The organism is Nonomuraea jabiensis, from assembly GCF_014204795.1.
GTDB classification, from domain to species: Bacteria; Actinomycetota; Actinomycetes; order Streptosporangiales; family Streptosporangiaceae; genus Nonomuraea; species Nonomuraea jabiensis.
This window is the reverse complement of sequence record NZ_JACHMB010000001.1, coordinates 2,437,091-2,451,558: the sequence shown is the minus strand read 5'-3', so window position 1 is coordinate 2,451,558 and position 14,468 is coordinate 2,437,091. Positions and strand designations below refer to the sequence as shown.

The window sequence follows — 14,468 nt, the reverse complement described above, 5'->3', positions numbered from 1 at the left end:
TGTGTTCAGCTGCGGGCGTTGGAGTAGGACCACGTTGTCAGGGTTGTCCTCGCTCTCTTGCGGCTCTCTGCCGCGGCGAGAACGACGCTCGCGAGGGTGAGTTGGGTGACCTGGTTTCGGAGGTCTTCAATTTCGGTTCTCTGCTCAGCGACGGTCTTCTTGAGTTTCGCGACGGTCTCCCGGAGACGCTTTTCCGTTTCGGGAGTCTGCTTGGTTTCGGTGCGGACGCGGTCGTAGAACTCGTTTTTCAGGTCTGCGTGACGCTTTTGCAGAGCCATGTGATGAACGCCGGCCTCGGCCGCGAGAGAGACGATGGTCAGTGCGCCGTCGGAAGCTGTGGGCTGGCCGGCGAGGAGGCGATCGATGGCGGCGCGGATACGGGTTCGCTCGTCGTCGTGCTGCTGGTTCATGTGAGGGCCTCGGCGGGGTTGGGCATTGGCGTCGGCGTACGGGTTCAAGTGCAGAGCCACGTACAAGTAAACGTGCAGAGATGACCAGCATTGGCCGTGGTGTCGACCGTGATCGTGAAGCCTGGTGAGATGGTTGCTGGTCATCTCGTTGTGGGGACGTGTCACGGTGGTGCTGGTGGCTGAGCGGGGGGCAGGACGGCCGCCGGGGAGACAAATGTCCAGAGCAACGGGCAGCACGCCCGCTGTCGGCGGCGCTCAGCGTGGTGACGCCGGCTCGGTGATGGAATTGTTCGTCTCAACCGGCGCTCGACGCTGTGTGAGGAGGAACAGCAGCCACGCCAGGGCGCTGAGCACGGCGCAGACAAGCAGGGCCGCGCGATAGCCGAGGGCGTGGGAGATGCCGCCGGCGGCGATGCCCGACACGAGTGAGCCGGCCGTCGCGGAGTTGGCGAACAACGTGGTGGCCCGTCCTGGGGCGGTCGGGAGCAGGTCCTGTATATGGCTGATGCCCAGCGCGCCCACGACCGCGATGGCGACACCTCGGGCGATGTGGACGATCACCAGAGCCACGATGCCGGTGAACGCCGCCACAAGCGCGAAGTAGGCGAACATGAGTCCCATGCCGATCAGGATCATGCGCTGCCTCCAGCGGTCCGGCGCCAGCAGCAGGGCGAGCGCCGCGGGGATCTCGGCCGCGGCGCAGACGCTGAACATCCAACCCACGCCTCCCGGCGAGCTGTGCAGCACCTCGGTGACATAGAGCGGCAGCACCACCGCACCCGAGAACATCGCGACGTGGAACAGGGTGAAGCCGGCGATCGACAGCGCGACGGCTCGCGAGGTGAGTGGCCGGTCTCTGCTCGCCTCGGCAGGCCGGGCCGCCACCGGTGGGCGGACATCCACTCGGAGCACGGCCACGACCACCAGGCAAAACCCGCAGGCGGTGGCCGCGAGGACCCCGGAGTAGCCGGGGCCGGCCAGCAGCGCGCCGCCCGCCAGCGGGCCGATCGCCCAGGCGAGCGACCACGCCGAGCGCAGGACGGGTGTGCCGCCGCCGGGTCTTGCCGCTACCCCGTCCGCGTGGCTCTTGGCGAGGGCGAAGAGCTGCGGGAACACGGCGCTGCCCGCACCGAGGAACACCACGCCTATGAGGAGCAGCAGCGGATAGGGCGGCGTCGCCAGGAGCAGCAGGTACCCCGTCCCCGCCAGCGACGCGGCCAGCACCGCCGGCCACCGGCCGGGGCGGTGATCGTAGCGGCGGCCGAGCCAGACGCTGGTGGCCATGCCGCTGATCGCTGTCAGTGAGACGAAGACGCCGATCTCCAGTGCGGATAACCGCAGTCGTTCGGCGCCGAACAGGACGAGGTAGGGCCCGATCATGGACTCGGTGATGCCGAGCAGCAGAACGGTGATCAGGAGAGTGATGAACCGGCGCCTCGGCCCGGATGCCGGAGTTGACTCCATTCGCAGCGTGCTACCCAGCCTGCCGTGCTCATATGCGCATACGCCGATCCGCCGAATTGGCATGGTCGTACGGGCCAGCGGCCTGGCGGGCATCGCGCCGGATGGCAGCGAACAAAGGGACCGCGCTCGAAACCAACCGTCAAGCCGAGCCAGTCTCGACGACAAACCATCGGACGGCATGACCAGCGAAACCTTCCCCCTGACAGCTCTGCGCGTTTACTCGTACTCACCTCTGCACATCAACGAGTACGCCGACAATTGGTGTCGTGGGCGTCGGCGGTGGCTCGGTCGCGCGCTGCAGCTGTCCGGAGGCGCCTGGCCATGGGCTCGGGGGCATGGGCGGCGCGTTGGTCGCTTCTGTCCGCGCGGGCGCGCAGGGCATCATCGTGACTGTCGGTTCGGATCGCGTTGCCGCAGCCGGGTCGACACTCGGGCTGGTTGGGAACTGTGGCGTCGGGGCCCGGTTCGCAGAGTGCGTTGTCGCGCTTGAAGACGCAGATCAGGCAGGCGTCCGGGCTGTCGAAGAGAACCAGGCCGTCGCGGGACAGGTAAGCGGACGCCTTCTTCGCGAAGGTGCGTGGAACAAGACGCCCTTCGAATCGTGGGGCTTGGGCGGCAGCGGTGAGGGCGCGCCGGGCGGCTGGGCCGGAGATCTTCTCTCCCTCGGCGATGCGGTCGCGCAGGTGGGCGGCGGTGTCGGCGGCGGCTAGAGCGGTCTCGACATCGATGACTCTGTGGATTCCGCGGCGGCTGCGGGTCGCGTAGCCGCTGAAGATGCGCGCATCCAGAACGGTGCGCACGTGACCGTATTGGATAGCGAGGGCGATCAGTCCGCCGGGTCGGCGGGCGATGTGCCAGGCGAGCGTGCGCCTGAATCGGGCCAGGCCGACGCGGCCGTGTGGGTCCGGCGGGATGACCTGCTCGGGTAGCCCCTGTGCCAGGGCCTCTCGGTTCGCCCAGGCGATGAAGTCCTCGATCCGCTGGCGAAGGCCGGTGTTCTTCAACGCCCCAGGGCGTTTGCGCCCAGCGTAGAAGCCTTGGTGCGCCGAGCTCAGGAGGAGTTCGCCGTCGGGAACCATGCGTTCAAGCACGCGTATGGCGTGGACGACCGGGGTGATGGCGACCCATGGGACGTCGCGTTGCTCCCCGGCCGAGATGTGGTTGCCGTCGGCGTCAGTGACGTTCTTGTAGTGGTAGCTGAATCAGGTGCCGCCCGGGACTGCCATCCGGCATCGGCTCGGGGCTCGGGCAGCAGCCCGAGCGCAGTCCCGGACCTATCCCTGCCGATAATGTCATCCGTGCAGGTCATCGGGCTTCCCTGACCGCGACCGACATGCGCCGGCTCTGGCGTTCGAAAGGGGCAGGGCAACGGCAAGATGATCACTTGTGCTTCTTCGCCTGGCCTACCTGGCCGTCACGAACGTCTTTGCCGCGCTGAGGTTGTTGCCGCTGGGCGATCGGGACAAGGACGTCGAGATTCTTGCCTTGCGTCACCAGATCACCGTTCTTGAACGGCAGCTCGGCGCGGACACCAGGGTGGGGTTCGCTCTCGAGGACCGAGCCTTCCTTGCCGCGCTCCTGTCATCGTTGCCCCGCGAGGTCTTGTGCCGGCTGCGGCTCCTCGTTCGCCCGGACACCGTCCTGCGCTGGCGCCGCGATCTGCTCAAGCAGCAGCACGCCCGCACCTGTCGGCCGAAACGACCTGGGCGTCCGCCCACCGCGCGGTCCATCCGCCTGCTCGTTCTGCGGTTGGTCCGGGAGAACCCCTCGTGGGGGTACCGGCGGGTGCACGGTGAACGCGACCCTCGGCATGAAGGTTGCGCCCTCCACCGTCTGGGAGATCCTCACACAGGAAGGCATAGACCCGTCCCCTGACCGAATGTCGCTCACGTGGGCAGACTTTCTGCGCTCGCAAGCCGATGCGCTCCTGGCCGGCGACTTCATCGAGACCATCACCTTGAACGGGCAGCGCCAGTACATTCTGGCGGTCATCGAGCACGCAAGCCGGCGCATCCGCGTGCTGGGCACCACCGCCCACCCAACCGCCGCCTGGGTCACCCAGGCGATCAGGAATCTCGTCATGGATCTGGAGGAGGCAGGCTGCCGGGCGCGCTTCTTGATCCACGACCGGGACGGGAAGTTCCCGGCCCCGACGGAGGAGCTCCTCGCCGACGTCGGCATCCAAACCGTGCTCACCGGTATCCGGATGCCGCGGATGAACGCGGTCATGGAGCGATGGGTGCAGTCGTGCCGTCGAGAGCTCCTGGATCAATGCCTGCTCCGGAACGAGCGCCCTCTGCGGAGGGCCTTGCGCGAGTATGCGGAGTTCTCCAACCGGCACCGGGCCCATCAAGCCCTGGACCAGGCGGCTCCACTCCGCGCCGTCCCCGATCCGATCACTGATCCAGCCGGAATCGCCGACCTGAAGGTACGCCGACGAGATCGGCTCGGCGGAGTACCCCATGAATATTCACATGCTGCTTGAGATGGGTGGATGAGGTTTTCGGCAGGCGCACTGTTCCACCTCCAGACGACAGGCCAGCTCGTGCTTGTTGTGGCGGTTTTTCTCCTCTTGATGATCAAGCAAGGAATCCAGCTCCGCGGTGACCTCAGGAGGATGCACGAACGGCTTCTACGGCCGCGCATCCCCACAGACCTGATCCAAGAGCCCTTCGTGCTGTACCTGCGTCCGCACCCTGGCGACCCGCTCTCCCTCTCCCCCTGGACGGGCCCCCTGGACCTCGATCTGAAAGTGGTGTTCTCCGACGAAGAGCGGCTGCTCCGAGTGGGGCACATGCCGCACACGGCACCGCCGACCGAACTGGCCCGGCTGCCACTTCCCGAGGACGGCTGGCGGGAGCAACTCACTGGAGTGCTTCCGTACGCTGATTTGGTCATCCTGGCCACAGCCGGGACGACGCTGGCGACGCTCTGGCAGTTCACCGAGGCCGTGCGGCTTCTGCCGCCCGGCCGGCTGCTGCTGCTCGTCCCCTCGGAAGAGGGAACGGAGGAGGGGTACGCGCGGTTCCGGACGGCCGCTGAGCAAGCCCTCGCGGAGCGTCGCGCGGCTCTGTCTGAAGATGAGCGGGCCAGCTTCACGAACGTCATCCTGCCCCAGGAACTCCCGGCCGTTCCCGACCCCGACCGGGAACCGGCGCTGCGTGCGGCAATCCATTTTGATGGGGATTGGAGGGCGGCCGTCCTACCGTTCGACGAGCTCGGCATGTCCTTCGCCGAGATCCCTCGGCGCGCGCAGCTCCACCGCATTAAGGAGGAGCTGACTGTGATCCTGCCATCACCACGCCGGAGGTCTGCGCCAGCATAATGCCTGTACAGACACTAAGCCCACGACCACACGGCCCAGCGACATGATCTTTCTTTGATCGCTCTCTGTGTCGTTGTAACGCTCTGCTACTGCCATTCAGTGTCGCGGTCTTCTGACGCTCTCCTGTCGCTCAACAATCGCTAAGTATCGTCACCGGCTTGGTGGCCTGGCGCACTTCGCCTGGAACCGCCATCGCGTGCGCCAGCAGCGCCCCGGGCGCGCGGTACGGGGTGGCGGGCGCTCGCGCCGGCCAGTACGGGCGCGGCACCCTCCTTCCGATCGGAGATTCCCGCCATGAGCACACCCTGCGGGTCCTGCCCGCCAGGCCTGGGCTGCGGTTCGCCCACCTGCACCGTCGCGAAGCTCATCCACGACTACCCGTCCCTGCACGTCAACCGCACCCAGACCCTTCACCGGCTCCTCTGCCACACCGGCAACGGCTTCGAGTGGCACGGGGAGCACTATTGCGAATATGAGGTAACGATCGCTGGGTTCAGGAGGCCTAGACCGCGAGATCGCAACGCGGGCTGTGCGGAGTCTTGACGCCTTCTTGCGTACGTGGCTGCGCCAGGACACCCTCGTGTCCGCCGGCGAAGCGGCCCTCCACCCCCCCGCGCTGCACCGGCTCGTCCGGGCGGCGCCGCCCGCTGCACGGCGTCAAGGGGTACGGCTGGTGCCGCGTCAGAAATCGCCGGGCCCGGGTGTGAACTTTTCGGCGGAGCAGCGGTAAGTACAGGTGAATCTGCCCGCACCCGCGAGAAGGAGCTGAACCGTTCATGGCCGAACCGGCGACAGCCGAGGCCGCCGACAGCGACTTGATCCGCCGCTCCCTGCGGGAGCCGCAGGCATTCGCCGCGCTGTTCGACCGGCATGCTCCCGCCCTGCACCGTTACGCGGCGCGCAGGCTCGGTCCGGAAGCGGCCGAGGACGTGGTGTCCGAGACGTTCCTGGCGGCGTTCGAACACCGGCACCGCTACCGGTCCTGCCAGGCCGACGCCCGGCCCTGGTTGTATGGCATCGCCTCGAACGTGATCGGCAAGAGGCGCAGGCACGAGGTGGCCCGTTACCGGGCGTACGTGCGTGGTGGCGTACACCCGGCGGAGATCGACGGCGGGCTGGTGGAGGACGGCGTGAATACGCTCGCGGTGAACAAGCCGCTGGTGGCGGCCCTGGCCGGGTTAGGTGCCGGCGACCGGGACACGCTGCTGCTGGTGGCGTGGGCGGGGCTCACGTACGAGGCGGTGGCCGAGGCGCTGGACGTCCCGGTCGGGACTGTCCGCTCCCGGCTCAACCGGGCGCGCAAGAAGATCCGGCAGGCTCTGGAAGGAACAGCCCATGAATGAGATGGAGGAGCTCGGCCACCTGTGGGCCGACACGCCCGAGCCGAGCGCGACCGACCTGGCGGCCTCCCGGGCCGCCCTGATGTCCACGATCGCCCGTCCCGGCGGACGGGGAGTGCTCGCTCGTCAGCGTGGCCGTGGGGTGCTCGCCCGTCCCGGCGCCTTCCTGCGTACCAGGCGAGTCGCCCTGACCGGCGCCATGGCGGCGGCGCTCACCGTCGGCATCCTCGCCGCCCAGGTGGGCCTGGGCGGCTCCGATCCGGACAATCCGCTCGCCGCGCCTCCCGCCGACGCTCAGACGCTGCTCAAGCTGGCCGCGCGGGCCGCCGCCGAGCAGCCGGACAGGGTGCCGGCCCGCGGCCAGTACGCGCACACCAGAATGCTGGTCCAGCGCAGCCTGTTCACGACAGACGAGGCCGGCCCGCCGCAGTACACCAAGGTGCTGGTCAACGAGGAACGCTGGGAGGCCGCCGACGTCGGCAAGCCGTGGCTGAGCCGCGAGCAGGCCGTGTCGGCCACGGGACCGGCGCCCCGCAACCGCTGGGACCACGGCGTCGAGGACACCGTGTACGAGCCCGCGGCCTGTCCCGGCGAACCGGCCTACGCCCGGCTGCGCAGCTGGCCCACGGACCCCGCGCAGGTGCGGGCGAAGATCGTGGCCGACACGGGCCCGGATCCGCTGCGCATGTGGTCCTCCCTCCAGGGCCTGGTCGCCGAGTCGGTGGTTCGCCCCAGCCTGAGCGCCGCGCTCTACCAGGTGGCCGCGGGGCTGGACGGCATCGTGCTCATCCCCGACACCGTGGACGTCGCCGGCCGGCCCGGCCTGGCCGTCGGGATGGACCAGGGCGATGGCACTCGCTCGGATCTGATCTTCGACAAGCGCACCTATCACTACCTGGGTGAGCGCACAGTGAACACCACGGACAGGAAGGCGAAAATGCCCTTCGGCGAGGTCATCAAGAGGAAGGGCACGGCGAACGGCACCGCGGTGCTCGCCGTCGATGTCGTCCCCAGTCTGCCCGAGGTGTCGCCGAACGCGTCCCGCATGCAGATCCCCTGCTGAGACTTCCCCCGATCCGGCCTTTCGGCCGGAAGTTCTGTTTCGCATGCCGCTGATACGCATGCGCCCGTTTCGCATGCGTGGTTTCGCATGCCCAAGTGAAGGAGCAAACCATGTTGATCGCAGCGAAGGCCGTCGCAGCCACCCTGCTCATCGGTACGTTCAGCGCTCTCCCCTCGCCGGAGACGCAGGCCGCCTACGAGAAGAAGGCCGCCATGGAGGAGACCAGGGTGGCCTGCATGCAGGAGAAGGGGCTCACCTACCTGGCCGAGCCGATCGTCAAGCGCAAGTGGCAGCCGGGAGAGCTCGAGCGGCTGGCCGGCGACCATGAGGCGCTGCGCGCGTACCGGGCCAAGTACGGGTTCGGCGTCTGGTCCAAGCTGGTCTATCCGGGTGACCCGGCGGTCAACCCGGTGTCCGGGGAAAGCGTGAACAACAAGAACCTGATGGCGATGCAGGCGGACGAGCTCAAGAAATGGCGCGCGGCCGACGACGCCTGCTTTGCCGAGGCGGCCGAGAAGCACCTGGGCCTCACCGTCACCTCGCAGCGGGGCGACTACCTCACCCAGCTCAACGCGGCACTGGACAAGTCCGTGGCCGCTCTAGACAAGGACGAGCGGCTCGCGCAGCTCGGCAAGCGGTTCGGCGCGTGCCTGGGCATCAGCGACACCAGGCCTTCGGCCCTGGCCGAACGCGGTCGGTCGGCGTTCACGAAGCAGGCCACGCAGGTCGCCAAGAAACTGCGCAAGAGCCCACTGCCGAAGGTGCCCGAGGGCCGCCCCCTGGCCCTGATGCCGCCGCTGAAGCCGGAGCAGGCCAAGCCGTACCTGGAAAAGGAGATCAAGGCGGCGCTGAAGGACCTGGAATGCGGCAAGTCCTTCTACGCCGCCTACTCGCCCAGGGCGAAGGCGGCCAGGGAGCAGGTGTACCAGAGGTTCGCCGTGGACTTCGCGCTCTGACCGGGGCGGGCGCGGGGGCCTGGTCGCTCGGGGCAAGCGAGCGATGTTCGAGGTGATGGAGGGGGCCGTTCACAGCTCGGCGAACGGTCCCCTTCATCGGAGCCGGCACCCGAACGTGGGCCGCCTCCTCCCGCACCGCCGGCACAGTCGGCGGCCCCTTTCACGTCGCCGCGCCCGCGGAAGCGGCGATCCCGCTGGAGCGGACCGGGCGGAGGTCGTGCGATGGCGGGCGGGACGCTCGGATGTGGCCGTCACTGACGCGTCCGTCTGCTGGAGCAACCCGTTCGGGCGGCGGTTCCTGCAGACCCTGACCATGGTCGCCGAGTTCGGGGCCAACCTCGGGCACCTGCGAACCCGCGAAGGCATGGCCTGGCGAAGTGGGTGCTGTCCCGCCGGGTGGCCGGGGAGAACTTGAAAGAGGTCTGGCTGTCACTTGATGACACAGCCCGGTCCCGCGCCGTCGAGCACGCCCGACCTCGATCGCCGTTCTTCCCTCAGAGCCCGGGGAGGCAAACAGCTGCCCTCGATCGGCTGGTCTCGTCCGGAGGGCTGTCCGGCTCCCAGGCCAAGGGACTCGGTCGGGCGCTCGACCGCTTCTTGGCCATGCCGCCCGACGCGCCCAAGGCACTGAACCACGGCGACTTCTGCACGCCGAACACCGCTCGCCGGCTTCTTCGCCGGGCCTGTCTGCTTGGCCCCGGCGGTCCCGTCTGTCTGGGCCTGACGCACCCAGTTGCGCAAGGTTTCCCGGCTGATGCCCAAGTCCTGAGCCACTGAAGCCAGCGCCCGGGCCGGGTCAGACAGGTACAACGCAGCGGCGTCCGGGCGAGGGGCGAAGCCGGACCGCGCCAGCGCCAGCCAGGTGAGCACCAACACCACCGCCGTCACCAGCGCCACCCGGGCAGCGTGATCCGCAGGGACATCCGCCGGGGCGGGAGCGGGCTCGGTGGTCATGATCTGGTGCATCAGGTCGCGCCCCCTCGCCCAGGCCGGGCCCCGGGCCGGGCGAGACGGGCGACGACGCGGTCCACATCGGTGTTCATGACCTTCTTCCCACGAGGGAGACGGCGCGTATGCCGTACGAGGCCACATCCAGGTCGGCGGCGGCCAGCTCCCTGGCCAGCCGCTTGCGGGCGCGGTGCAGGCGCAGCCGTACGGCGCCGCGCGAGCAGCCGAGCAACCTTGGCGATCTGAGCGTGGTCGAGCCCTTCCCAGCCGACCAACGCCAGCAGTTCCCTATCACCGGGAGACAGCCGCCGGAACGCCCGGCTCGCCGCGCCGCCGTCCCCACCGGATACCGGGCGCGTCCAGGCGGCGAGTTCCTCGCGCAGCCGTACGGCCAGCGCCGACCGCCGCTCCTGGGCGCGGAGAGTCGGCACGCCACGTGACGTAGGCGGCGACGGTGGGATAGCGCGCCAGGTAGAGCGCCTCGAAGCGCTGCTCCGGCGGCGGTAACCCGATGTCGCCCTCTCTCGGTTGCTTGGTCGCATCTCAGCAGATGCCCGACTCAGCGGGCGCATTTCAGGAGATGCCCGGAGAAACGTCATGAACTCTATAGCCGCCTGGCGGTAATAGCTTGTGTCGATCTTCAATCCTCGGAGAGGTGCGCATGAGCTTAGGCAGTGGCTTGGTCGCCGCCGTCCTGGCCGGGTCAGTGGGATTCGCGACTGTGCAGGCGCCCGCCGATCCCGGCGGGCAGGACTCTGGGCAGGCGGTCGCGCAGCAGGGGAGCGGCCGGTCGGGCACGGTGACCCTGCTCACCGGCGACCGGGTTGTCGTCACCCCCGCCGGTCACCGGGTGGAGCCGGGGCCGGGCAGGCAGGTCCGCTACTCCACCCGGTACCGTGACGGGCACCTGCACGTCTATCCGTCCGACGCGTTCGCGCTGGTGGCGCAGGGGGTGCTGGACGAGCGGCTGTTCGACGTGACGCAACTGCTGGAGTGGGGGTACGGCGACGAGCGGCGGGGCGACATCCCGTTGATCGCGCAGGGGGACGTGCCCGCCCCGCGGAGCGCGAGGCTGGCCGGGCACCTGTCCCAGTTGGGCATGTCGGCCATGCAGGTGCCGAAGGAGAGCGCGGCCGAGGCGTGGAAGGGCCTGGTCGGCGGCGCCCGGACGTTGAGCGGCGGGAAGACGAAGCTGTGGCTGGACGGCAAGCGCTCGTTCAGCCTGGACCGGAGCGTCAAGCAGATCGGCGCTCCGCAGGCGTGGCAGCAGGGCCTGACGGGCAAGGGCGTCACGGTGGCCGTGCTGGACTCCGGCTACGACCCCGACCACCCCGATCTGAAGGGTGTGGTCACGCAGGCGCGGGACTTCACCGGCGGCACCGACGCGCGCGACAACGTGGGCCACGGCACGCATGTGGCGTCGATTCTGGCCGGCGCGGGCGCCGCGTCCGGCGGCAAGTACCGCGGCGTGGCCCCGGACGCGAAGATCGCCCTCGGCAAGGTGGGGGATCAGGTGATGTTCGAGTCCCACATCCTGGCCGGCATGGAGTGGGCCGCCGTAGAGGTCAAGGCCAAGGTCGTCAACATGAGCCTCGGCGGCCCGGACACGCCCGACGCGGACCCGCTGGAGCAGGCGGTCGACACGCTGTCGGAGCGGACCGGCGCGCTGTTCGTGATCTCCGCAGGGAACGACGGGCTCGCCGGGACGGTGGGTAGTCCCGGCAGCGCCGACGCCGCTCTGACCGTGGGCGCGGTGGATCGGGACGACATGAAGGCGTCCTTCTCCAGTGCCGGGCCCCGCAAGGGCGATCACGCGATCAAGCCGGACGTGACCGCGCCGGGTGTGGAGATCACGGCCGCCGCCGCGGCGGGCACCGCGGACGGGCCGTACGTGGCGCACAGTGGCACGTCGATGGCGGCGCCGCACGTGGCGGGCGCGGCGGCGATCCTGGCGCAGCGGCACCCCGACTGGAACGGGGCGCGGCTGAAGGCGGCGCTCATCGGCAGCGCCGCCCCGAACGGGAGCGCCACGCCGTACCAGGAGGGGGCGGGCAGGGTGGACCTGGTCCGCGCCCTGGCCCAGCCCGTGGTGGAGACGACCGGCAACGTGTGGGCGGCGTTCCCCTGGAACGGCACGGGGGAACGAGCGGCCACCAAGACCCTCACCTACACCAACTCCAGCGACACCCCGGTCACCCTGGACCTCACCACCTCCAACGACGTGCTGCGCCTGGAACAGCAGCGGCTCGAGGTGCCCGCCAAGGGGGAGGCCTCGGTCAAGCTGACGATCCACGCCGAGGGCAAGGCCCCCGGCGACTACCCGGGCACCGTCACCGCCAGGTCCGGCGACATCGTGGTGCGCACCCTCGCGGGCGCGTACGTGGAGCCCGAGTCGTACAACCTGACCGTCAAGGCCGTCGGCAAGGAGGGCCAGCCGCTCTTCGCGAGCTCCGGCGAGGTCTACGACCTCAAGACCGGACGCCGGGAGGCGCTGTTCTTCAAGCGTGGCGTGGCGAAGGTCCGCCTGCCGAAGGGCGACTGGAACCTCTACGCCGACGTGGGCGACGACGAGGTGACCATGACCGCGCACCAGGCCGTGCCATTGACCGACGCCGACCGCGAGGTGACGCTCGACGTGCGGGAGGGCAAGCAGGTGAGGTTCGCGGTGGATGAGCCGACCGCTCAGCAGGCCGATCTGCTGGAGATGAACCTGATCAACGGGTCCTGGATGTTCGGGTTCATGGCCGGCGGCGGCGGGATGACCTACTACGCGCTCCCTGTCAGAACGCCGGGTCTGACGTACCTGGCCAGGACCGTCTGGCACAAGAAAGGCACCCGGCCGAGCCCGTACCGCTACGACCTGGTCCATTACCACGAGAATGGCATCCCGGACGATCCCACCTACACGGCGCGGACGAACGAGCTGGTGAAGGTGGAGGCGAGCTACCGGGCTCCCGGCACGGCCGCCCAGGCCCGGGCATACGTGGGCGTCCGGCTTCCGGGATACCCCTGGAACCTCGTCTTCCCCTACGCCAGCCCCGCCATGGACCTGCCCGGGACGATGACGCACTACCGCACGCCCGGGTTCGCCTGGACGACGGAGGTGTGGACGGGCACGCACGTCGTGGCCGGCACGACCGAGGTCCTCAAGCGCGGCACCGTCAAGGAGACCTGGAACGCCGCCGTGACCGGTCCCGCGTTCGGCACACCGGCCGGCGATCGCGACGGTGACCGGCTGCGTTTCAGCGCCGACCGGCTCTTCACCGACGCAGCCTCCCTCACCGGCGCCGACAGCGCCACCACCGGCACGCTCACCCTGGCCCGCGGCGGTGCGGTGCTCGCCAGGGCGGACCTGGCCGGGTGCGCCTACCTCCAGCCCGCCCGATGCCTGCTGGAGGCCCGTCAGCTCCCAGCCGAGGCGGCTGACTACACGCTGACCGCGTCCGCCCAGCGGCTGGGCACGCTGTCCACGGGCATCGAGTCGGTGTGGACGTTCCGCTCGGAGCGGACCGCCGAGGCGCGAGCGCTGCCCTTGATGGCGGTCCGCTACGTCCCCGCCGGGCTGGACGACCACAATCGCGCCAAGCCCCGGTCGCTGACCCGAATTCCCATCCGTGTCGAGCGCAACCCCGGCGCGGAAGAGGCGCGGGTCAGGACGATCAAGCTGGAGGCGTCGTTCGACGACGGCGGAAGCTGGCGTCCGGTGCCGGTGGTCCCGTCCGGCTCCGGCTGGGCCGCGCTGCTGGCCAACCCCGCTACCAGCGGGTACGTATCGCTGCGCGCCACTGTCGCCGACACCCGAGGCGGCCGTGTGACACAGACCGTGACGCGCGCGTACGCGGTGGGCTGAGGCCAGGATCCCTGCCCGGCACCCGGTCGGGCAGGGACACCTGCCAGGTCAGCGGCGCCGGGCAGCCAGTTCACCAAGAACGTCAGCGTGTAAGTTCGGTCAAAGGTGAGATTCTGGCGGTAGAAGGCCATCAAGCTGGACAAGGCCAAGCGGCCCAAGGCTCTGGTGTGGACCAAGCAACAGGTGGAGACGTTCGACGCCAAGTTCGCCGAGCGCCTGGCGGCCGTGAAGGCGGAGAAGGGCGGCAAGAAGATCAGTGCCGTACGGGTCTGGGAGTCCCTCGAACTGCGACCGTCCCCCGTGATGGTCTGGACTCCGGTCCAGCTCGGCGCATTCCTCGACGTCGCGGCCCAGCATCGGCTGTACGCCCTGTTCCACCTCATCGCTTTCCGTGGCCTGCGCCGCGGCGAGGGGTGCGGCGTTCGGTGGGAGGACCTCGACATGGACGAGCGCACGCTGGCTGTGGCGAAGCAACTCGTTCAAGTCGGATGGGAGTTCGAGGAGGGCGAGCCCAAGACGGAGGCGAGCGACGGAGTGATCGCCCTCGACACCGGTACGGTCTCCGTGCTGAAGGAGCACCGCGCTCGGCAGAACGAGGAACGCCTGGAGTGGGGCGAGGCGTGGACAACCACCGGCCGCATCTTCACGCATGAGGACGGTACTGAGCTGCACCCGGCGTGGGTCAGCGAGCTCTTCTCGCAACTCGCTTACCAAGCGGGCCTGCCGCCGATCCGTTTGCACGATCTACGGCACTGCGCGGCGACGCTCGCTTACGCGGCCGGCGCCGACACGAAGATGGTGTCCACGATGCTGCGCCACAGCTCGACGAATCTGACCGAGAACACGTACACGACAGTGCTTCCGGAGCTGGCGCACGAGGCGGCCGAGGCGAGCGCCGCGATCGTCCCGCGGGCGGTCTCCCAAACTGGCGGTCTCCCCTCGGTCTCCCAAGGGGGGATCAGTGGCCCTGCGGATTCCGGGGGAGAGGCAAAGCCCCTGGTCAGAAGAGTGAAGGGTGGTAGGGCGCCCGGGGCTCGAACCCGGAACCTACGGATTAAAAGTCCGCAGCTCTGCCAATTGAGCTAACGCCCCTCGCAACAGCAAGGGTACAG

Annotated in this window: 12 protein-coding genes, 1 tRNA gene and 1 pseudogene; 7 read left to right on the top strand and 7 right to left on the bottom strand. The window is 69.1% G+C overall.

Annotated elements, in window-relative coordinates:
* Positions 1-5 precede the first annotated feature (5 nt).
* The 3 genes from HD596_RS10545 to HD596_RS10535 all read right to left on the bottom strand — a co-directional run bounded on the left by HD596_RS10545 (position 6) and on the right by HD596_RS10535 (position 2,965).
* Complete coding sequence (locus HD596_RS10545) at positions 6-410, bottom strand: hypothetical protein (RefSeq protein WP_221519273.1); 405 nt, start codon at positions 408-410, stop codon at positions 6-8.
* 255 nt (positions 411-665) lie between these two features.
* A complete protein-coding gene (locus HD596_RS10540) occupies positions 666-1,874 on the bottom strand; it encodes an MFS transporter (protein ID WP_185069078.1) in 1,209 nt (402 codons plus the stop codon).
* A 239-nt stretch (positions 1,875-2,113) separates the two neighbouring features.
* Positions 2,114-2,965, bottom strand: coding sequence for a hypothetical protein (locus tag HD596_RS10535; RefSeq protein ID WP_221519272.1), 852 nt, complete (start codon positions 2,963-2,965; stop codon positions 2,114-2,116).
* A gap of 701 nt (positions 2,966-3,666) precedes the next feature.
* Between HD596_RS10535 and HD596_RS64700 the strand changes: the two genes are divergently transcribed.
* From HD596_RS64700 to HD596_RS10510, 5 genes are all read left to right on the top strand, one after another.
* Positions 3,667-4,359, top strand: coding sequence for an integrase core domain-containing protein (locus tag HD596_RS64700; protein WP_221519271.1), 693 nt, complete (start codon positions 3,667-3,669; stop codon positions 4,357-4,359).
* A gap of 9 nt (positions 4,360-4,368) precedes the next feature.
* Positions 4,369-5,199, top strand: coding sequence for a hypothetical protein (locus tag HD596_RS10525; protein WP_185069077.1), 831 nt, complete (start codon positions 4,369-4,371; stop codon positions 5,197-5,199).
* A gap of 776 nt (positions 5,200-5,975) precedes the next feature.
* Complete coding sequence (locus tag HD596_RS10520; protein ID WP_185069076.1) at positions 5,976-6,542, top strand: RNA polymerase sigma factor; 567 nt, start codon at positions 5,976-5,978, stop codon at positions 6,540-6,542.
* A complete protein-coding gene (locus HD596_RS10515; protein WP_185069075.1) occupies positions 6,535-7,602 on the top strand; it encodes a CU044_5270 family protein in 1,068 nt (355 codons plus the stop codon). Before HD596_RS10520 ends, HD596_RS10515 begins: the two co-directional genes overlap by 8 nt.
* Positions 7,603-7,712: 110 nt before the next feature.
* Positions 7,713-8,558, top strand: a complete 846-nt coding sequence (locus HD596_RS10510) for a hypothetical protein (protein ID WP_185069074.1) — start codon at positions 7,713-7,715, stop codon at positions 8,556-8,558.
* A gap of 429 nt (positions 8,559-8,987) precedes the next feature.
* On the opposite strand, the gene HD596_RS10505 is transcribed toward HD596_RS10510, so the two are convergent.
* Together HD596_RS10505 and HD596_RS61540 are read right to left on the bottom strand one after the other, a co-directional pair.
* Complete coding sequence (locus HD596_RS10505) at positions 8,988-9,524, bottom strand: transposase (RefSeq protein WP_185069073.1); 537 nt, start codon at positions 9,522-9,524, stop codon at positions 8,988-8,990.
* A 73-nt stretch (positions 9,525-9,597) separates the two neighbouring features.
* Positions 9,598-9,738, bottom strand: a complete 141-nt coding sequence (locus HD596_RS61540) for a hypothetical protein (RefSeq protein ID WP_185069072.1) — start codon at positions 9,736-9,738, stop codon at positions 9,598-9,600.
* Between the two features lie 429 nt (positions 9,739-10,167).
* On the opposite strand from HD596_RS61540, the gene HD596_RS10495 reads away from it, so the two are divergent.
* Complete coding sequence (locus tag HD596_RS10495; protein WP_185069071.1) at positions 10,168-13,356, top strand: S8 family serine peptidase; 3,189 nt, start codon at positions 10,168-10,170, stop codon at positions 13,354-13,356.
* Between the two features lie 99 nt (positions 13,357-13,455).
* Here HD596_RS10495 and HD596_RS61535 read toward each other — a convergent pair whose 3' ends face one another.
* A complete protein-coding gene (locus HD596_RS61535; RefSeq protein WP_246554297.1) occupies positions 13,456-13,839 on the bottom strand; it encodes a hypothetical protein in 384 nt (127 codons plus the stop codon).
* On the opposite strand from HD596_RS61535, the pseudogene HD596_RS65595 reads away from it, so the two are divergent.
* Positions 13,726-14,154 (top strand): annotated as a pseudogene (locus HD596_RS65595) (tyrosine-type recombinase/integrase); the annotation flags it as partial. The gene HD596_RS61535 and the pseudogene HD596_RS65595 sit on opposite strands and share 114 nt — an antisense overlap.
* A gap of 218 nt (positions 14,155-14,372) precedes the next feature.
* Here HD596_RS65595 and HD596_RS10485 read toward each other — a convergent pair.
* Positions 14,373-14,448, bottom strand: a tRNA-Lys gene (locus HD596_RS10485).
* Positions 14,449-14,468 lie beyond the last annotated feature (20 nt).